This window comes from Pseudomonas sp. BRG-100 (assembly GCF_000737955.1).
Lineage (GTDB): Bacteria > Pseudomonadota > Gammaproteobacteria > Pseudomonadales > Pseudomonadaceae > Aquipseudomonas > Aquipseudomonas synxantha_A.
In genome coordinates, this window is record NZ_JPRX01000001.1 from 4386100 (window position 1) to 4403885 (window position 17786).

General features: G+C 59.4%; 20 protein-coding genes. 10 read left to right on the plus strand and 10 right to left on the minus strand.

All coding sequences use genetic code 11. The annotated features are described in order from the left end of the window. Positions 1 to 279 precede the first annotated feature (279 nt). The gene (gene trxB / locus JH25_RS07955; protein WP_003194076.1) at positions 280 to 1242 is read left to right on the plus strand and encodes a thioredoxin-disulfide reductase; all 963 of its coding nucleotides are present in this window, start codon (positions 280 to 282) and stop codon (positions 1240 to 1242) included. Between the two features lie 123 nt (positions 1243 to 1365). On the opposite strand, the gene JH25_RS07950 is transcribed toward trxB, so the two are convergent. From JH25_RS07950 to JH25_RS07925, 6 genes are all read right to left on the minus strand, one after another. Further along, positions 1366 to 1707: a HopJ type III effector protein gene (locus JH25_RS07950; RefSeq protein WP_032879543.1), complete on the minus strand. Its 342-nt coding sequence runs from the start codon at positions 1705 to 1707 to the stop codon at positions 1366 to 1368. After that, positions 1700 to 1996, minus strand: a complete 297-nt coding sequence (locus JH25_RS07945) for a DUF1244 domain-containing protein (RefSeq protein ID WP_032879544.1) — start codon at positions 1994 to 1996, stop codon at positions 1700 to 1702. The genes JH25_RS07950 and JH25_RS07945 overlap by 8 nt, the downstream gene beginning before the upstream one ends. Positions 1997 to 2080: 84 nt before the next feature. Beyond that, a complete protein-coding gene (gene folX / locus JH25_RS07940; protein WP_032857710.1) occupies positions 2081 to 2452 on the minus strand; it encodes a dihydroneopterin triphosphate 2'-epimerase in 372 nt (123 codons plus the stop codon). Between the two features lie 2 nt (positions 2453 to 2454). Continuing rightward, the gene (gene folE, locus JH25_RS07935) at positions 2455 to 3015 is read right to left on the minus strand and encodes a GTP cyclohydrolase I FolE (RefSeq protein WP_005791285.1); all 561 of its coding nucleotides are present in this window, start codon (positions 3013 to 3015) and stop codon (positions 2455 to 2457) included. Positions 3016 to 3035: 20 nt separating this feature from the next. Then, the gene (gene folM, locus JH25_RS07930) at positions 3036 to 3746 is read right to left on the minus strand and encodes a dihydromonapterin reductase (RefSeq protein ID WP_032879545.1); all 711 of its coding nucleotides are present in this window, start codon (positions 3744 to 3746) and stop codon (positions 3036 to 3038) included. 55 nt (positions 3747 to 3801) lie between these two features. Continuing rightward, entirely contained in the window at positions 3802 to 4359 is a 558-nt protein-coding gene (locus tag JH25_RS07925; protein ID WP_032879547.1) for an antibiotic biosynthesis monooxygenase, read from the minus strand. Between the two features lie 212 nt (positions 4360 to 4571). Here JH25_RS07925 and JH25_RS07920 point away from each other — a divergent pair, with 212 nt between their 5' ends. Continuing rightward, positions 4572 to 5528, plus strand: coding sequence for a MerR family transcriptional regulator (locus tag JH25_RS07920; RefSeq protein ID WP_032879548.1), 957 nt, complete (start codon positions 4572 to 4574; stop codon positions 5526 to 5528). 2 nt (positions 5529 to 5530) lie between these two features. On the opposite strand, the gene JH25_RS07915 is transcribed toward JH25_RS07920, so the two are convergent. Then, positions 5531 to 6136 (minus strand): hypothetical protein, encoded by a 606-nt coding sequence (locus JH25_RS07915; protein ID WP_032879549.1) that lies wholly within the window; start codon positions 6134 to 6136, stop codon positions 5531 to 5533. A 58-nt stretch (positions 6137 to 6194) separates the two neighbouring features. Next, complete coding sequence (locus JH25_RS07910; protein ID WP_032879550.1) at positions 6195 to 6662, minus strand: PAS domain-containing protein; 468 nt, start codon at positions 6660 to 6662, stop codon at positions 6195 to 6197. A 129-nt stretch (positions 6663 to 6791) separates the two neighbouring features. On the opposite strand from JH25_RS07910, the gene JH25_RS07905 reads away from it, so the two are divergent. The 4 genes from JH25_RS07905 (at position 6792) to JH25_RS07890 (ending at position 10119) form a co-directional block, all read left to right on the plus strand. Next, positions 6792 to 7247 carry a flavodoxin gene (locus JH25_RS07905; protein ID WP_032879551.1) on the plus strand — a complete coding sequence of 152 codons (456 nt, stop codon included), beginning with the start codon at positions 6792 to 6794 and terminating at the stop codon, positions 7245 to 7247. A gap of 145 nt (positions 7248 to 7392) precedes the next feature. Continuing rightward, positions 7393 to 8175 carry a class II aldolase/adducin family protein gene (locus JH25_RS07900; RefSeq protein WP_005791271.1) on the plus strand — a complete coding sequence of 261 codons (783 nt, stop codon included), beginning with the start codon at positions 7393 to 7395 and terminating at the stop codon, positions 8173 to 8175. Next, positions 8175 to 9077 carry an alpha/beta fold hydrolase gene (locus JH25_RS07895; RefSeq protein WP_032879552.1) on the plus strand — a complete coding sequence of 301 codons (903 nt, stop codon included), beginning with the start codon at positions 8175 to 8177 and terminating at the stop codon, positions 9075 to 9077. Before JH25_RS07900 ends, JH25_RS07895 begins: the two co-directional genes overlap by 1 nt. Positions 9078 to 9207: 130 nt before the next feature. Further along, on the plus strand, positions 9208 to 10119 hold the full coding sequence (locus JH25_RS07890) for an SDR family oxidoreductase (RefSeq protein WP_032879553.1): 912 nt from the start codon (positions 9208 to 9210) through the stop codon (positions 10117 to 10119). A gap of 403 nt (positions 10120 to 10522) precedes the next feature. Here the strand turns inward: JH25_RS07890 and JH25_RS07885 are convergent, their stop codons facing one another. After that, the gene (locus JH25_RS07885) at positions 10523 to 11398 is read right to left on the minus strand and encodes a helix-turn-helix domain-containing protein (protein ID WP_032879554.1); all 876 of its coding nucleotides are present in this window, start codon (positions 11396 to 11398) and stop codon (positions 10523 to 10525) included. A gap of 135 nt (positions 11399 to 11533) precedes the next feature. Here JH25_RS07885 and JH25_RS07880 point away from each other — a divergent pair, with 135 nt between their 5' ends. Further along, positions 11534 to 12436, plus strand: coding sequence for a DMT family transporter (locus JH25_RS07880; RefSeq protein WP_032879555.1), 903 nt, complete (start codon positions 11534 to 11536; stop codon positions 12434 to 12436). A 14-nt stretch (positions 12437 to 12450) separates the two neighbouring features. Here the strand turns inward: JH25_RS07880 and norR are convergent, their stop codons facing one another. Next, entirely contained in the window at positions 12451 to 13995 is a 1545-nt protein-coding gene (gene norR / locus JH25_RS07875) for a nitric oxide reductase transcriptional regulator NorR (protein ID WP_032879556.1), read from the minus strand. A gap of 147 nt (positions 13996 to 14142) precedes the next feature. Here norR and hmpA point away from each other — a divergent pair, with 147 nt between their 5' ends. From hmpA to cyoA, 3 genes are all read left to right on the plus strand, one after another. Beyond that, positions 14143 to 15324, plus strand: a complete 1182-nt coding sequence (gene hmpA, locus JH25_RS07870) for an NO-inducible flavohemoprotein (protein ID WP_032879559.1) — start codon at positions 14143 to 14145, stop codon at positions 15322 to 15324. Between the two features lie 221 nt (positions 15325 to 15545). Next, complete coding sequence (locus JH25_RS07865) at positions 15546 to 16052, plus strand: disulfide bond formation protein B (protein WP_032879561.1); 507 nt, start codon at positions 15546 to 15548, stop codon at positions 16050 to 16052. 792 nt (positions 16053 to 16844) lie between these two features. Next, on the plus strand, positions 16845 to 17786 hold the full coding sequence (cyoA, locus tag JH25_RS07860; protein ID WP_005791256.1) for a ubiquinol oxidase subunit II: 942 nt from the start codon (positions 16845 to 16847) through the stop codon (positions 17784 to 17786).

Consider the following 17786-nt stretch of genomic DNA (forward strand, 5'->3'; position numbering starts at 1 on the left):
GGATGACGAACGCGCCGACCTTACCGGCTTTGTATCGTGGGCGAAAGCGGCGACATCATCAGTAACATTAGGGGGAGCAATGGCGTCGATTAATCGGGCCGACTGCATAGAGACCACCTATGAGCTGGATTGTTATTCCGTATTTCCTTAATCTTGCCCCCCTCGATACGCTGCACCCATTATTTTCAGGGCCTGCGAGTTCAAGCCTTCCCCAAGTGCTTCGTGGTCCCTTTTTTATTCCAGCCGCCTTGTAGTCCGGGCGGTCGATAGGAGCGAGTCATGTCTGATACCCGCCATTCGCGAGTGATTATTCTCGGTTCCGGCCCTGCCGGTTACAGCGCTGCCGTCTATGCTGCCCGGGCCAACCTCAAGCCGCTGCTGATCACCGGCATGCAGGCGGGCGGTCAGTTGACCACCACCACCGAAGTCGACAACTGGCCGGGCGATGTCCACGGACTGACCGGCCCGGTGCTGATGGAGCGTATGAAAGAGCACGCCGAGCGCTTTGAAACCGAGATCGTGTTTGATCACATCAACAAGGTCGACTTCTCCAAGAAGCCTTACAGCCTGACCGGCGACAGTGGCGTCTACACTTGTGACGCCCTGATCATCGCCACCGGTGCCAGTGCTCGTTACCTGGGCCTGCCATCGGAAGAAGCGTTCATGGGCAAGGGGGTTTCGGCCTGCGCTACCTGCGACGGTTTCTTCTACCGCAACAAGCCGGTCGCTGTGGTCGGTGGTGGTAACACCGCTGTGGAGGAGGCGCTGTACCTGGCCAACATCGCCAGCACTGTGACCCTGGTTCACCGTCGCGAGACCTTCCGCGCCGAGAAGATCCTGATCGACAAGCTGCATGCCCGTGTGGCAGAAGGCAAGATCATCCTCAAGCTCAACGCCACCCTGGATGAAGTCCTGGGCGACAACATGGGCGTGACCGGTGCGCGCCTGAAGAACAACGATGGCAGCTTCGACGAATTGAAAGTCGACGGTGTATTCATCGCCATCGGCCACACCCCGAACACCTCGCTGTTCGAAGGCGTGCTGGAAGCCAAAGATGGCTACCTGGTGGTGCAGGGCGGCCGCGAAGGCAATGCTACCGCGACCAACATCGAAGGCATTTTCGCTGCCGGCGACGTGGCTGACCACGTCTACCGCCAGGCCATCACCTCGGCCGGCGCCGGTTGCATGGCGGCCCTGGATGCCGAGCGCTACCTCGATGGTTTGAAGGACGCTTCGTTCTAAACAACGCTGCAAAAAAATGTGGGAGGGGGCTTGCTCCCGATAGCGGTGTGTCAGCCAACTAATACTTGGCTGAAACCTGCTATCGGGAGCAAGCCCCCTCCCACATTTGGATATGTATTTGACTCAGGATTTGCGAGCCAGGGGCTGCGCGGCAAATTTTACCCCATCCAACCCATGGGCAATCAACGCCCGAATATTGCCATGGTCACTGCCCTCAGGCGTCGCCACCACCGACCGGTAATGCTCGCCAAACGCCAGCAACGCTTCCTGATCGCTCAAGCCTTCCAGCAACGCCAAACCCAGGGTCTTGCACGAACCTTCGTTTTGTCCGGCTGCGTTTTCCACATCGCCATTGGTGAACGCTTGTGGCTGGTAGTCGTAACCGTCGGCGATAAAGGCCAGGGTGTCGGCAAAGACGTGTTCGCCACTGTTGAGGCTGGCGCGCAGGGGGTTCAGATCAGTCATGGGGTTTTCCTTTGGCGAACGCGGCCTGTTGGTCGGCGTTGGCTTCTTGCTGGTATTGGGCTTTCCACTCGGCGTACGGCATGCCGTACACCACTTCACGGGCGTCATCGAGGCTGACCTCGATCTGGCGCTCATCGGCCTCGGCCTTGTACCACTTGGACAGGCAGTTGCGGCAAAAGCCGGCGAGGTTCATCAGGTCGATATTCTGCACATCCTTGCGGCTATCCAGATGGGCCACCAATCGGCGAAAGGCGGCGGCTTCAAGTTCGAGGCGTTGTTGGTCGTTCATGGCGGTCTCTTCGAGACAGCTTCAAGCGGGTAAGCTTCAAGCTGCAAGTTGTAATACGTATGGCTTCTAGCTTAAAGCTTGCAGCTAGCGGCTTGCAGCTAGCGTTATTGAAACCGACTCGGCAAAGCGCAGCGCGTGGGGCTTGTCGACTTCCACCTCGGCGTACAACACCGATTCGTTGCTCATCACCAGGTCCAGCAATTCCTGGGTCAGGCGCTCCAGCAGGGCGAAGCGGTTGCCTTCCACATGGGCGATGATCGCCTTGGTGATGGTGCGGTAGTTCAAAGCGTGGTCGATATCGTTGTCGCGCACGGCGTCCTGGGCGGCATACAGGATGGTCAGGTTGATCAGCACATCCTGCTTGTTGAGGATTTCGTCCTCGTTGATGCCAATAAAAGTGCGCAGGCACAGGTCTTTGACCCGGATGCGCGCCATGCCTGGTTGAAGTTGTGGCATTGCTACTTGCTCCGTCCAATCAATTGCAGGAACTCCATGCGCGTGGTGTTCGATTCGCGGAAGGCGCCGAGCATCACTGAGGTGTTCATGGTTGAATTCTGTTTCTCTACGCCGCGCATCATCATGCACATGTGCTTGGCTTCGATCACCACCGCCACGCCGGCGGCCTGGGTCACGTCCTGGATGGCGTCGGCGATTTGCCGCGTAAGGTTTTCCTGGATCTGCAGGCGCCGGGCAAACATGTCGACGATGCGCGCCAGTTTAGACAGGCCCAGCACCTTGCCGGTCGGAATATAGGCCACGTGCGCCTTGCCGATAAAGGGCAGCAGGTGATGCTCGCACAACGAGTACAACTCGATGTCCTTGAGGATCACCATCTCGTCATTGTCGGAGGCGAACAGCGCGCCGTTGACGATTTCTTCCAGGTTCTGCGCGTAGCCATGACACAGGTACTGCATGGCCTTGGCGGCACGCTTGGGCGTGTCGAGCAGGCCCTCGCGCTCTGGGTCTTCGCCCAGGCCCTTGAGGATTTCGCGGTAGTGGTGGGGCAGGGAAAGGGTCATACAACATCCTCGCAAACGGCTTACTTGATATGCCGCCCGCCGTTGACGGTCAGGGTGGTACCGGTGACATAGGGGTTGTCCAGCAGGTAACGCACGCTCTGGTAGATCACCTCAGGCCCGGGCTCGATGCCCAGGGCCGACTTGGCCAGGACCTTGGCGCGATAGGCCGCGTCGTCGCCTTCGTTGAACATCACCATGGCCGGCGCGATACCGTTGACCTTGATCAGCGGCGCGAACTGCGCGGCAAACGATAGCGTGAGGCTGTCGAGGCCGGCCTTGGTGGCGCAATAGGCGATGTGCTGACGGCTGCCCTTGCGCACCACGTCATCGCTGATGTGCACGATATCGGCAGGTGTCGAGCGTTGCAGCAAGGGTGAACAATGCAGGTTGATCAGGTACGGCGCAAGCATGTGTACGCTGAACATATCGATAAACGCGCGGCTTTCGTCGCCCGGTGTTTCTGCGACCCAGGCCGAAGCATTGTGGATGATCGCACGCAGGCTTTGGGTATGGGTTTGCAGCTGCGCGATGAAGGCAAGAATCCCGGCTTCGCTGGAAAAGTCGGCAAATACGCCGATGGCCCCTCGTTCACGTAGCGCCTGCACACCTGGGCGTTCGCTGCGGTAACTGAAAATCACCGAGTAGCCATCATCCAACAGGCGCTCAGCACAATGCAGGCCGACGCGCTGGCCGGCACCGGTGATCAGGATCGGTGCGTGGGTTGCAATCATGGGAGGCTCAAGTCGCTGGCAGACGCAAACTATACCAGCGACCCGGCCCCTGTGCTCATACGGCGGCTTCGGTGACTTTGCGCGGTGGCGAGGGGTGCAGCCAGTTCGCCAACAGATGCGTCGAGAGCGGAATAAAGAGGTAAACCATCAGCGGCGTCAGGGCGGCGGTGCTGACCAGTACACGGCTGAACAGGTCCAACTCGCCAAGCAGCGGGCCGAGACCGAAGTTGAACAACAATGACACCGGGAAGAACGCCAGCCAAATCGCGACCGCCTGTTTCCAGCGCGGCGGGCGTGCCCCTACGGCACCAAACCAGCCATCGATACCGCTGACACGACGCTCGCAAGGGTTGGCAAACAGCTCGCTTCCGCGACTCAGCCAGGCGCTGCGCGAGGCGGAAAATTCCCAGGCGTGCAGGGTTTTCTCATCGGCGAAGCGGAAGATGATCTGGAACTCATCATCATGGGGTGGCGGGGCGAGTACGCCGGAACCCAGGTAACCCGGGAAGTCAGTGGCCAATTGCTCGCCTTCGCGCAGCCAAGCCATCAATTCTTCGTAGCGACCTTTGGCGACGCGGCGCGCAACCATCAACGTGACGGGTGAGGTAGACATGGTGTATCTCCAGGTATCGAGTGCGCTGGGCCGGGTAAGCGGCGCACGAACGAGGCTGCGGGGTGCTGCAGCGACGTAAAAAACAGGCAAGGATTATTCCTGTTTTGCCGAAATACGCCAGAAACTTCGGATGGATCGCCGTAGATCTTGAATCATGGGCATCAATGGGCGTTAAATAAGATACAAATCCATATGGATATTGCTGACAGCTGATGCCCCAAATCATTGCTCCGTCTCTTGAAGCATCACCTGATAGTCACGCTGACCCCGAAGTGCTGTTTCCAATTCGTGAAGTGGCAAGACTTACAGGCGTTAACCCGGTGACTTTACGTGCCTGGGAGCGTCGCTATGGCTTGATTCAGCCCGTTCGCACCGAAAGTGGGCATCGGCTGTACTCAAGCACCGATATCGACACGGTTCATCGCATTCTTGACTGGATCGAACGCGGCGTAGCGGTGAGCAAAGTGGGCAAGATCCTGGCGCGTGATCAACGGCCCGGCGAGCTGGCCACGGCGTCACGCAGCGATATCGAACTGGAATGGCAGCAGTGGCAGGCGCAACTGCGGGTGGCCATCAGCGCTTTTGATGATCGTGAACTGGGGCAGTTGTACGGACAAATCTTCAGCGCTTATTCAACCACCGTCGTATTTCAGGACATCATGATGCCCCTCTGGCAGCAACTGCTGCGTCACCAGGGGCGTTTTGGCCAAGCCAGCGAATGGCTGTTTTTCGACAACTTCCTGCGTTCGCGCACCGCTCAACGGCTGCAATTGGCGTGTGCTTCACCGGCACCGAGGGTGTTGCTGGCCGCCATTGCCGGCGAGTGTCGTGAGCTGGAACTATTGGTCGCGGGTTTATTGATATCCAGCGACAAGCTCGCGGTAAAAGTCCTGGGTGTTGGCCAACCGCTCGATGAGTTGACGCTGGTCTGCGAGAGAACTCGGCCACAAGCCCTGGTGCTGTTTTCCAACCATTCTCCCGGTGCAGAACTGCCTTCGCGGCTCAGTCGCCTGGCATTGACGCTCAATTGCCCGTTGCTGTTGGCTGGCGATGCCTCGGACCTCGCCGAGCACAGCCTGGCAGGCTCATCGATAGGTTGCCTGGGCAATGACGGACGTTTGATGCAGCGCCGCTTGCAGCAGTTTCTCAGTGGTCACCTGGATACCTGACCTCAGGCGTGCACGTGGGGATGAACCAGGCGGTGCTGGTGCAGAATGAACTGGCGCAGGCGCTCGGTCTCATCTGCATCACTCTGGCTCAGGCGGTAAGCGAACAGGCCTCGGGCAGTTTCCCGCTCCAGCGTGCCGCGAAGCGCGATACGTTCGTAGCCGGAAGGGCTGAACCACAGGGAAAAGGTCTTGGGCGGTTTCGCCCGGCCGCGCACTTCTACCAGTACACCCTTGAATGATACTTCGTGCACCCACAATGCACTGGGGTAGCCCTTGACGTTTTCCAACGCCACGGGCGCTTCAAGGGCCAGGCGCCACGGGCGGATCATCGGCCCGTCTTCGAAAATGCTCGGCACGCCCAGGCGCAGATGCACCGCATGAAACTCATCTTCCACCAAGCGCAGGGGGAAGGTGAGCTGCTGGTTGTCGAACTGGGCCTGGATGGTGACTTGGTCGTGAGCGGCCAGCCGCGTGAGCAAATCACGAATCTGCGCGCCGCCATTAACCGTCAGGCTCGACCACGCATCCCGCAGATTGAGCTGCGGGTTGTGCTGCATGTCCTGGATAAAGTCCAGTTCGTCCTGCGTCAAAAGCGTGTCGCGGTGCATTGATCTAGCTCAAGGCTGAGGCATTAAAAAGCCATTATCGCTCTAAAGACTGGGTTTTTTACAGTTTGTTAATTCCACTCGTCGCCTTGAGCGCCGCGAGCTCGTTTTTAAGCTCGGCCAACTGCGTTTCCAACTGGGCGACGCGTTGCTGCGCCTTGACTTGAGTGGTGACGTCTTTTTGCACACCGACGAAATACGTTTGCCTGTCCGCCTCGTTGTACACCGTCGAAAGTGACAGCTCATTCCAGAAGTGAGTGCCGTCCTTGCGGTAGTTACGCAGGATCTCGCGACATGCGCCGCCGTTGTCGAGGGCTTCACGAATGGCCATCAGTGCCGGCTGGTCACGGTCACCGGACTGGAGGAAGCGGCAGTCCTGATAAAGGATCTCGTCCAGGGTGTAGCCGGTCAGGCGTTCGAACGCAGGGTTGACGTAGATCAGCGGTTTGTCCTTGCCCTCACGCTCGGCAACGACGATCCCATCGTTGGAGGCATTGACGACCATTTGCAGCAGCTTGGCGTTAATCATTGAGCGGTCCATGGCTTGTGTTTGACGGTGCAAGTTTAAGGCAAGTCTTGATTCTTGCACGCTGCGCGCTGAATTATCGGCACAGACTGCTAATATCCCAGGCTTTGACTCAACTACAGGATCAGATTGATGAAAGTCGCCATCCTTTCCGGCTCGGTCTACGGTACGGCTGAAGAAGTCGCTCGCCATGCGGAAAAAATCCTCAAGGACGCCGGTTTTGAAGCCTGGCACAACCCTCGCGCCAGCCTGGGCGAGGTGCAGGCGTTTGCTCCCGATGCGTTCCTTGCGGTGACCTCGACCACCGGCATGGGCGAGTTGCCCGATAATCTGCAACTGCTGTACTCAAGCATTCGCGACCAACTCCCCGCCGCCTGGCGCGGGCTGCCGGGCGCGGTCATCGGCCTGGGTGACGCCAGCTATGGCGATACGTTCTGCGGTGGCGGCGAGCAAATGCGCGAACTGTTCGGCGAGTTGGGCGTGCGTGAAGTGCTGCCGATGCTGCGCCTGGACGCCAGCGAAAGCGTGACCCCGGAAGCCGACGCCGAGCCTTGGCTGGCTGAACTGGTCGTCGCGCTGCGCGGTTGAGCGAAGGGGCGGCCGTTGTACTATTCTCTTGGCTGACTCGCTCAGTCATCAAGCTGGCTGCGAAGGCAACTCCTTGTGCCACGGCGTCTGACTAGACTGGCTCTCACTTAGACACAATAACAAGTGCGCCAAGGAGGACGTTGCCGTGAGCCTAGCCCCTGCATCATCGCCAGAAAACATCAAAGCCCAGGTCAGTGCTGCCGAATGGCAAACCCGCGTTGACCTGGCGGCCTGTTATCGCCTGGTGGCGATGCATGGTTGGGATGATCTGATCTTCACGCATATTTCCGCCAAGGTGCCGGGCACGGAAGATTTCCTGATCAACCCTTATGGGCTGATGTTCCACGAAATCACGGCCTCAAGCCTGGTCAAGGTTGACCAGGCCGGCAACAAGCAAATGGACAGCCCCTACGAGATCAACCCCGCGGGCTATACCATCCACAGCGCCATCCACGAAGTGCGTCATGACGTGACCTGCGTGTTGCATACCCACACCGCTGCCGGTGTGGCGGTTTGCGCACAAAAGCAAGGCGTATTGCCCATCAGTCAGCAGTCGCTGTTTGTGCTGTCCAGCCTCGGCTATCACGCCTACGAAGGCGTAGCGCTGAACCATGAGGAAAAAGCCCGTTTGCAGGCGGACCTTGGGCAAAACAATTTCCTCATGCTGCATAACCACGGCTTGCTGACCTGTGCTGGCACCATCGCCGATACCTTCCTGATGATGTTCACCTTCCAGCGCGCCTGCGAGATCCAGGTGCTGGCGCAAAACGGCGCAGCGCAGCTGATTGCCATCGAGCCGCAAATCCTGGCTGGCGCCAAGGCGATGGTGGCGGCTGTCACAAAAAGCGCCCAAGGTATGGGAGGTGCGCTGGCCTGGCCGGCGCTGCTGCGCAAATTGGACCACCAGAACCCCGGGTATAAAAGCTGATGCCACTCGCCGAGATACCGCTCAGAGCCTGGCGCAAACGCGGCCAGGACTTCGTCTTTCGTGGCCGTACCCTGCGTTACTGGGTGGCCGGGCAGGGCACGCCTCTGCTGCTTATTCATGGCTTCCCCACCGCCAGTTGGGATTGGCATTACCTGTGGCAGCCCCTGGCCCAGCGCAATCTGGTGATTGCCTGCGACATGCTCGGTTTTGGTGACTCGGCCAAGCCCCTGAACCACGACTATTGCCTGTTGGAGCAAGCCGACTTGCAACAGGCGTTGCTTGAACACCTGGGAGTGGAGCAGCCGGTGCATGTATTGGCCCATGACTACGGCGACAGCGTCGCCCAGGAGTTACTTGCCCGGCATTACGAAGGCCGCTTCCAGATGGCCAGTTGCGTATTTCTCAACGGCGGGCTGTTCCCGGAAACCCACCGTCCCACCCTGGTGCAAAAGTTATTGCTCAGCCCGTTGGGCTGGATGATCGGCCGGGCTTACGGGCGCAATGCCCTGGCCAGCAGTTTCAGCCAGATATTCGGCCCGCGAACGCGGCCCAGTGAAAGCGCTCTGGATGATTTCTGGAGTTTGATCAGTTGCAATGACGGGCCGCGTATCCTGCACAAACTGATCGCCTACATTCCCCAGCGTCGACGCCTGCGTGATCGCTGGGTGGCCGCCATGCAGCACGGCAGCGTGCCGATGCGGGTGATCGACGGTGAGGTGGACCCGATTTCCGGCGGCCATATGGTCGAGCGCTTTGAGCAACTGGTGCCCCACGCCGACACGGTATTGCTGGCCGATATCGGCCATTACCCGCAGATCGAGGCGCCGGTGCAGGTGCTCAGGCATTACCAGGCCTTTCGTGATCGCATCGGCCAGCCTTCGCCGCAAGCGGTCTATTCCTGAGCCTGGCTTCTCCAGCGGGTATCATCCTGCTGCCTTATCGAGCACCATTCAGCCTCGGCCGTCTTTATTGTGACCAAAGGCGCTGTGCGTGACACTCTGCCTATTCCCATTGTCGCCAGCGGAGTTCGGTATGAGTGAATCAGTGCAGTTCCAGGATAAGGTCGTGATCGTCACCGGTGCCGGCGGTGGCCTGGGCCGTGCTCATGCACTGCTGTTCGCCAGGCACGGAGCCAAAGTGCTGGTCAATGACCTGGGTGGCTCCACCCAGGGCGAGGGCGCCAACGCCTCGGCGGCCGACCGGGTGGTAGCAGAGATTCGCGCGGCAGGCGGCATTGCCGAGGCCAACCATGACTCGGTCACCGACGGTGACAAGATCGTACAGAACGCTCTGGATGTCTTCGGCCGGATCGACGTGGTAGTCAACAACGCCGGGATCCTGCGCGACAAGACTTTCCACAAGATGGACGACAGCGACTGGGATCTGGTTTACCGGGTGCATGTCGAAGGCGCCTACAAGGTTACGCGTGCCGCCTGGCCCCATCTGCGCGAGCAAGGTTATGGCCGGGTGATCTTCACCGCCTCCACGTCAGGCATCTACGGCAACTTCGGCCAGTCCAATTACGGCATGGCCAAGTTGGGCCTGTATGGGTTGACCCGCACCCTGGCGCTGGAAGGGCGCAAGAACAATATCCTGGTCAACGCCATCGCCCCTACCGGCGGTACGCGCATGACCGAAGGGCTGATCCCGCCCCAGGTATTCGAGCGGCTCAAGCCGGAACTGGTCAGCCCGTTGGTGGTGTATTTGGGCAGTGAAGCCTGCCAGGAAACTTCAGGGTTGTTCGAAGTGGGTGGCGGCTGGATCGGCAAGACCCGTTGGGAGCGCAGCCTGGGGGTGGGGTTTGATCCCGAAGCGGGCTTCTCGCCGGACGAAGTGGCGGCGCATTGGCAGCAGATCTGTGATTTCGAAGGGGCTGCACATCCCAAGGACAACATTGAGGCATTGAAGGAGATGATGGCCAACTTGCAGAAGTTCAGCCTCTGATCATTGCCGGAACATCACTGAATCTCGCGGGGCGTCGATGACGCCCCTTTTTATTTCAGGCATAAAAAAGGCCGCTGCATAAGCAGCGGCCGAAGTAAGACGTTGGATCAAGGAGCGACAAATCAACGTCAGTGAACACCGGTAACAGACTGAATACGGGATCAATCCGTTGTAAATCTGCTGTTCTCCCCCAGCAGGGAGCGGGCCATTTGCCCTGAAAGCGAGGTAAGAATAGTCGCTTGTAACAAAATGAGTAATAGCAGTTCAGGACAAGGACTGTTACCAATTACGCAACAGTTGTGCGGCGTTCATCGACTCTTCTGATAACGCCCTATCCACCCCATTCATGCGCAATCTTCACGCCACAGGCGGTGGCCAAGGCGACGACGCTGGGCTTGATGGCCTAGGCGCGTAATGCCTGGCGGTATTCGCCCGGGGTGGCCCCCAAGGCCTGGCGAAAGCGCTGGTTGAAATGGCTGGCGCTGGAAAAACCGCACCTCAAAGCCACTTCACCCAGGGGCAGCGTGCTGCTGCGCAGCAGGGTCTTCGCCCGCGCCAGACGGCGTGCCAGCAGGTATTGATGGGGCGGCACGCCGAAACTCTGACGGAACATCCGGGCGAAATGGTATTCCGACAGCGCGCACATCGATGCCAACTGGCCGAGGCTGATGGGGTCTTCGACATGGTGGTCGATGTACTCCACCAGACGCCGCCGTTGGTGCGCCGCCAGCCCGCCTTTGAGGCGCAGGCCCTCGCGTACGCCGACCTGGTTGAGCAGGGTGTGGCTGAGCAACTCATGGGCCAGGCTGCTGGTCAGCAAGCGCTCTGCGGGTTCGAGCCAGTTGAGGCTAATCAGCTGGTGAAAGCGCCGGGCCTGGCGGGCGTCTTCAAGGAAGGTCGTCTCACGCAACTGCAATTCCCGCGGCTCGCGGTCCAGCAGGGTGACGCAGCCGAGGGCAAATTGCTCCGGGCTGAAATACACGTGGGCCAGGCGAATCTCGCCATTGATCACCCACGCCGACTGGTGCTCGGCCGGCAGAATGCACAATTTGTCGGGGCCGCCCTTGGTACCCGGTCGGTCGCGACGAAAGGTGCTAGTGCCGCCGCCGATATAGCAGGACAAGGTGTGATGGCTGGGCGCCTGATAGTCCTGGGCATCGTGGTGGTTGCTCCACACGGCCGCAGACAAACCGTCACCGAGCTCGGCGCAGGCTTCCAGGCGTGCGTGGGGCGAGCGGTTGAGGGATTGAAAGACGTGCAGCGATTCCAGCTCTGGCATGGTGTGTTCTCCGACGCCTTGCATCCTACTCCCGGCGGCGAGCGCTGTGAGCCCGTCACCCGACAAAAGCGCAAGAATGTGCAAGAACTCAGGGCGATTAACCGCAACACTGTGGCTCAATCGTCGGAGCCTGCTATGAACCTCTTCTTGTACTTACTCACGGTGCTGATTTGGGGTACCACCTGGATCGCGCTCAAATGGCAACTGGGCGTGGTGGCGATTCCCGTGTCGATTGTCTATCGCTTCGGCCTGGCGGCGCTGGTGCTGTTCGCGCTGTTGCTGCTCAGCCGCAAATTGCAGGTGATGAACCGCCGCGGGCACCTGATTTGCCTGGCCCAAGGGCTGTGCCTTTTCTGCGTCAACTTCATGTGCTTTCTCACCGCCAGCCAGTGGATCCCCAGTGGCCTGGTCGCCGTGGTGTTTTCCACGGCGACCTTGTGGAATGCCCTGAATGCCCGGGTGTTTTTCGGCCAGCGGGTTGCACGTAACGTATTGACGGGCGGCGCGCTGGGGCTGCTGGGCCTGGGCTTTCTGTTCTGGCCGGAACTGGCCGGGCATACCGCCAGCCCGCAGACCTTGCTCGGGCTGGGCCTGGCGCTGCTGGGAACGCTGTGTTTTTCGGCGGGCAATATGCTGTCGAGCCTGCAACAGAAGGCCGGGCTCAAACCGTTGACCACCAATGCCTGGGGCATGGCCTATGGGGCAGCCATGTTGGCGACCTATTGCGCAGTGCGTGGCATTCCCTTCGAGATGGACTGGAGCGCACGGTATATCGGTGCGCTGTGGTACCTGGTGATCCCGGGCTCGGTGATTGGGTTTACCGCCTACCTCACCCTGGTCGGCCGCATGGGGCCGGAAAAAGCGGCATATTGCACGGTGCTGTTTCCGGTGGTGGCGTTGAATGTGTCCGCATTCGCCGAGGGCTACCAGTGGACGGCGCCGGCGTTGGTGGGGCTGGTGCTGGTGATGTTGGGGAATGTATTGGTGTTTCGTAAACCCAAACCGGTAAACCCGGTTTTCCAAGCGAAACACATTTAACCGAGTTGCCTGGTCTATTTCAGGCCCAGGCGCTTGGCCATGCGCCCAAGGTTGGCGCGGTCCAGGCCCAGTTCGCGGGCGGCGCCGGCCCAGTTGTGCTGATGACGTTCCAGACAGGCGCTGATGATCTGGCGCTGATAGTGCTCGGTGGCCTGGCGCAGGTCGCCAGTGGCGATGGGCGCGGCTTGCACTGGTACATCAATCACCGCTGCACTGACGTCAGGCAAGTCCAGGTCCTGGGCGCTCAGGCTGAGAATCTTCGGGCGTTCGCGACAGTTGCCCAAGGCTTTGAGCGCGCTACGTCCGATCAGGTGTTCCAGTTCGCGCACATTGCCCGGCCAGTTGTAAGCCAGCAGCGCCGCCTGGGCGTCACTGGTCAGGCGCAAGCTACCCAGGCCCATGCGCGACCGGTTCTGTTCGAGGAAAAAGCCTGCCAATAGCAGCACATCCCGTCCGCGCTCACGCAGCGCCGGCACTTGCAGCGGGTACACGCTCAGGCGATGGTAGAAATCGGCGCGGTAGCGGCCATTGCGCACCTCTTCGGCAAGGTCGCGGTTGGTGGCGGCAATCAGGCGCACGTCCACCTGGTGTTCCTTGTCCGAGCCCAGGCGCTGCAACTGGCCGCTTTGCAATACGCGCAGCAGCTTGGCCTGCACGCTCAATGACAGTTCACCCACTTCGTCCAGGAACAATGTGCCGCCGTTGGCCAGTTCGAATTTGCCCCGTCGCTCATTCAACGCGCCGGTGAAAGCACCGCGCACATGGCCGAACAGCTCGCTCTCTACCAGGGTTTCCGGTAGCGCGGCGCAATTGAGGCTGATCATCGGCTTGTCGGCACGCGATGACGCGGCATGGATCGCCTGGGCCACCAGTTCCTTGCCGACCCCGGTTTCGCCGGTGATCAGCACGGTCAGGTCGCTGCCGCCCACCAGCTTGATTTCCTCGACCAGCCGTTTGTGCGCTTTGCTCTGGCCGATCATTTCCTTGTGCTGCTGACCGCTGGCCTGGCGATAGATTTCGGCGCGCTGGTGCTCGTCCTCGGCCCGTAGCGCCAGGCGCTCAATGCGTTCAGCCACATTGACCGTGGCCGCGGCCAGGCTGGCGAAGGCTTGCAGCGCGTCCAGTTCGACCCGTTCAAAGCGTTCGTTGTCGAGGGCGTCAAGGGTCAGCAGGCCCCAGGGCTGGTCGTCGATAAACAGCGGGCAGCCCATGCAGTCGTGGACTTCAAGGTGGCCGTGCAAGCCAGCGACCAAGCCGTCATAGGGGTCGGGCAATTGGCTGTCGCTGTCGAAGCGGGTAGGGCCGGGGCTGCTGAGCAATATTTCAAAGCGCGGGTGTTCGCTGATCTTGAAACGGCGGCCCAGGGTATCGGCGCTCAAGCCATCCACCGCCAGTGGCACCAGCCATTCGCCATCCAGGCGCAGCAACGCGGCGGCATCACACGGCAGCAGGGCGCGCATGGCTTGCAGCAGGCGGCGGTAGCGCTCGCCTTCGGGCAATTCGCGGGACAGGTCGGCGACCAGCGGCAGCAGGGCGGTGAGCAGCGATTTTGCAGTCATAATGACTCCTTGTAGTCGATATGACTATAAAGCGTAAGAAGTCATATTGACTACAAAATATCTAAGCTGTTGAAAATTAAGAATTTATTAGTTGGCACGAATACTGACTACCTAAAGGTAATGAGTAAAAAGACCCAGGAGTCTGCCATGCTAAGTGCCCAAGACCGTGCCATCGTCAAATCCACTGTGCCCCTGCTGGAAAGCGGCGGCGAAGCACTGATTACCCACTTCTACCGCATGATGCTGTCCGAGTATCCCGAAGTCCGCCCGCTGTTCAACCAGGCCCACCAGGCCAGCGGCGACCAGCCCCGGGCCTTGGCCAATGGCGTGCTGATGTATGCGCGGCATATCGACCAGTTGGACCAGTTGGGTGACCTGGTGGCCAAGATCATCAACAAGCACGTGGCCTTGCAGATCCTGCCGGAGCATTACCCGATTGTGGGTGCCTGCTTGCTGCGGGCTATTTCCGAAGTGCTGGGCAGCGAGATTGCCACCCCTGAGGTGATGAGTGCCTGGGGCGCGGCCTACGGCCAGTTGGCGGACATTTTGATCGGTGCCGAAGCGGCCATCTACGACGAAAAAGCCCAGGCGCCCGGCGGCTGGCGGGGGGCGCGACCATTCCTGTTGGTCAAGCGCGTGGAGGAGAGTGACGAGATCATCTCCTTCTATTTCGCCCCAGTGGACAATGGCCCGATCCTGGCTGCCGAGCCCGGCCAGTACATCGGCCTGAAGTTGGTCCTCGACGGCGAAGAGGTGCGTCGCAACTATTCCCTGTCGGCCCTCACTGATACCGGCATGTACCGCATCAGCGTCAAGCGCGAAGCCGGCGGGCGAGTGTCCAACTACCTGCATGACCAGATGCACGTTGGCGCGACGGTTGACCTGTTTCCACCGTCGGGCGAGTTCACCCTGGCTGCCAGCGATAAGCCGCTGGTGCTGATCAGCGGCGGGGTGGGCATTACGCCAACCCTGCCGATGCTCGAAGCAGCCCTGGCGAGCGAGCGGCCGGTGCACTTTATTCACTGTGCGCGTAATGGCGGGGTGCATGCGTTCCGTGACTGGGTGGACACCCTGGCGGCCAAGCACCCGCAGCTCAAGCGCTTCTACTGCTACGCCGAGGATGACGGTATCAGCCCGGCGGCGGACAAGATCGGGATGCTCAATCAGGAGCAACTGGCGGCCTGGTTGCCCGAAGACCGTGATATCGATGCGTACTTCCTGGGGCCCAAGGGCTTCATGGCGGCGATCAAGCGTCACCTCAAGGCCCTGGGTGTGCCGGATAAGCAGGCTCGCTATGAGTTCTTCGGCCCGGCGGCGGCGCTTGAATAGATTTTAGCCCATTGACCGTATCGGCATCATCCCGGGCAAGCCCGGCTCCCACATTGGAATGCGTTCTCTGTGGGAGCCGGGCTTGCCCGCGGTGGCGTCCGCATAATCACTACATTTACCATGATTAATCCGCTGTTAACCCCTCTCTGTTTTAACCACTGCCTGTGTGTAAACTTGTTGCCATCAGGCACAACCATAATCAGAGAAAGGGAAAGACGGGGATGATTGACGACATGCGTTTGGGCAGGGAGCGGCGCTTTCTGGTGTTGCTGGGCATTATCTGCCTGGCGCTGATTGGCGGCGCGCTGTACATGCAAGTGGTGCTGGGCGAAGCGCCGTGCCCGCTGTGTATCCTGCAACGCTATGCCTTGCTGCTGATTGCGGTCTTCGCGTTTATCGGTGCCGCCATGCGCACCAAAGGCGCGGTGACCTTCTTTGAAGGGTTGGTGGTGCTCAGCGCCTTGGGCGGCGTGGCCGCCGCCGGCCACCATGTGTACACCCAGTTCTTTCCTCAGGTCAGCTGCGGCATCGATGTGTTGCAACCGATCGTCGATGATCTGCCCCTGGCCAAAGTGTTTCCCCTGGGGTTCCAGGTCGATGGTTTCTGCAGCACCCCTTACCCGCCGATCCTCGGCCTGTCCCTGGCCCAATGGGCGCTGGTGGCGTTCGTGCTGACAGTGGTCCTGGTACCCCTGTGTATCTACCGCAACCGTCATCCCAAAGCCTGACCCCTCGCAGCGACAAAACGCTCCGGCCTTCTTGAGTAGGCCGGAGCGTTTTGGTTTGTAGGGATTTGTGAAAGCGCTGTGACGAGGGGCAACTTAAGGTGCGCGCAGCGTGCGACATGTTGTCACACGGACGCTGTCGCAGGACGTTTCTGACCCGCCGAATCGACCCTTAAATTTGCACCCGGCGCACAAATTGTGCTGTCAGTTCGTGGGCCTGGCCGTGCCGTGACGGGCGCGAGTCTGGAGAGCTTGATGGATCTGCGAATCCCTTGGTTTATGGGCACTTGCATCCATTGGTCATGCCCTTACAGGCTGTAAGGGAAGTGGCAATCTGCCCAATAACACGGCAATTTTTGTGGTTTTTGTTGAGAATCGAACGCGATAAGATCGCGAATCTTTGCAACTTTGGTGAAGGATTGTTGCTGGAATCGATAAAAATTATTTCTTTATAAGACATGGTTTATACATCGCTAGCTAACTACAATCGCCCGCACTGAATGTCCGGTGCTGTTCAATATTTGAGCATTGGAGCGGTCGAGGAGCAGATGGAAGGCTCTGTGCGACCCCAGGTTCCGGCAGCCTTTCAACTATCCGCACCAAATGGAATTGGTCTGTAACAAGGCCTTTAGCCACGAAATCGAATAAGAACTCACTGCAGGTCCGTGAAACGTACAGTTATGACGTGTCGGGCAGGCTCTTATTCAATCGAAGAGAAATGCCAACCCTTGGCAGGGTGAAGTGTTGGCGATCAAAACCCAACTGCATTGCGCAAGCTGCTTTAGAGGTCGTGAGATGAGTAAAAACAGGTACCCCCGATTACTAGGCTTTTTGCCGCTGCTTGGCATGTTTTTAATGCTGGGAGGCTGCAAGTGGACCTTGCTCGACCCAAAAGGACAGGTCGGTCTGGATGAACGAAACCTGATCATCACCGCTACCCTGCTGATGTTGCTGGTTGTGGTTCCTGTGATCGTGATGACCTTCGCCTTCGCCTGGAAATACCGCGCGTCCAACACCAGCGCCACCTACGCGCCGAAGTGGTCGCACTCCACCAAGATCGAAATCGCGGTGTGGCTGGTCCCGATCCTCATCATTATCGCCCTGGGTTACATCACCTATAAGTCGACCCACGCTCTGGACCCGTACCGTCCACTGGAATCCGACGTGAAGCCTGTGAACATCCAAGTGGTCGCGCTGGATTGGAAGTGGCTGTTCATCTACCCGGACCTGGGTATCGCCACCGTCAACGAGATCCGCTTCCCGGAGCACACCCCGCTTAACTTCCGGATCACCTCCGACGCCGTGATGAACTCGTTCTTCATCCCTGCACTGGGTGGCCAGATTTACGCGATGGCAGGCATGCAGACCCGCCTGCACCTGATCGCCAACCAGAAAGCTGAAATGGAAGGCATCTCCGCCAACTACAGCGGCGCTGGCTTCACCGGCATGAAATTCAAAGCGATCTCGACAAGCCAGGAAGATTTCGACGCCTGGGTAGCTGCAGTCAAGGCCGCACCTAAACAGCTTGATCAAGCTGAATACGACGCCCTGACCAAACCAAGCCAGAACAACCCTGTCGCCTTGTACTCCGCGTATGAGCCGGACCTGTTTCAGAAAATCGTCGACAAGTACGAAGGTATGAAGCCAGGCAAGCCGGTCAAGCACGAGAAGAAAGAAGTGGCCGCGGTTGAAGGTTCTGATACAGGCGCGCATTCAACTGCTGGGGCAGAGGAGTAA

Bases quoted from the DNA above. Each gene is read 5' to 3' on its own strand.
- JH25_RS07915 (WP_032879549.1), bottom strand. From the start codon at position 6,136: ATGCACCGCGACACGCTTTTGACGCAGGACGAACTGGACTTTATCCAG.
- JH25_RS07890 (WP_032879553.1), top strand. From the start codon at position 9,208: ATGAGTGAATCAGTGCAGTTCCAGGATAAGGTCGTGATCGTCACCGGT.
- trxB (WP_003194076.1), top strand. From the start codon at position 280: ATGTCTGATACCCGCCATTCGCGAGTGATTATTCTCGGTTCCGGCCCT.
- JH25_RS07885 (WP_032879554.1), bottom strand. From the start codon at position 11,398: ATGCCAGAGCTGGAATCGCTGCACGTCTTTCAATCCCTCAACCGCTCG.
- cyoA (WP_005791256.1), top strand. From the start codon at position 16,845: ATGAGTAAAAACAGGTACCCCCGATTACTAGGCTTTTTGCCGCTGCTT.
- JH25_RS07905 (WP_032879551.1), top strand. From the start codon at position 6,792: ATGAAAGTCGCCATCCTTTCCGGCTCGGTCTACGGTACGGCTGAAGAA.
- hmpA (WP_032879559.1), top strand. From the start codon at position 14,143: ATGCTAAGTGCCCAAGACCGTGCCATCGTCAAATCCACTGTGCCCCTG.
- norR (WP_032879556.1), bottom strand. From the start codon at position 13,995: ATGACTGCAAAATCGCTGCTCACCGCCCTGCTGCCGCTGGTCGCCGAC.
- JH25_RS07925 (WP_032879547.1), bottom strand. From the start codon at position 4,359: ATGTCTACCTCACCCGTCACGTTGATGGTTGCGCGCCGCGTCGCCAAA.
- folX (WP_032857710.1), bottom strand. From the start codon at position 2,452: ATGCCACAACTTCAACCAGGCATGGCGCGCATCCGGGTCAAAGACCTG.
- JH25_RS07950 (WP_032879543.1), bottom strand. From the start codon at position 1,707: ATGACTGATCTGAACCCCCTGCGCGCCAGCCTCAACAGTGGCGAACAC.
- JH25_RS07865 (WP_032879561.1), top strand. From the start codon at position 15,546: ATGATTGACGACATGCGTTTGGGCAGGGAGCGGCGCTTTCTGGTGTTG.
- JH25_RS07895 (WP_032879552.1), top strand. From the start codon at position 8,175: ATGCCACTCGCCGAGATACCGCTCAGAGCCTGGCGCAAACGCGGCCAG.
- folE (WP_005791285.1), bottom strand. From the start codon at position 3,015: ATGACCCTTTCCCTGCCCCACCACTACCGCGAAATCCTCAAGGGCCTG.
- JH25_RS07880 (WP_032879555.1), top strand. From the start codon at position 11,534: ATGAACCTCTTCTTGTACTTACTCACGGTGCTGATTTGGGGTACCACC.
- JH25_RS07945 (WP_032879544.1), bottom strand. From the start codon at position 1,996: ATGAACGACCAACAACGCCTCGAACTTGAAGCCGCCGCCTTTCGCCGA.
- JH25_RS07910 (WP_032879550.1), bottom strand. From the start codon at position 6,662: ATGATTAACGCCAAGCTGCTGCAAATGGTCGTCAATGCCTCCAACGAT.
- folM (WP_032879545.1), bottom strand. From the start codon at position 3,746: ATGATTGCAACCCACGCACCGATCCTGATCACCGGTGCCGGCCAGCGC.
- JH25_RS07920 (WP_032879548.1), top strand. From the start codon at position 4,572: ATGCCCCAAATCATTGCTCCGTCTCTTGAAGCATCACCTGATAGTCAC.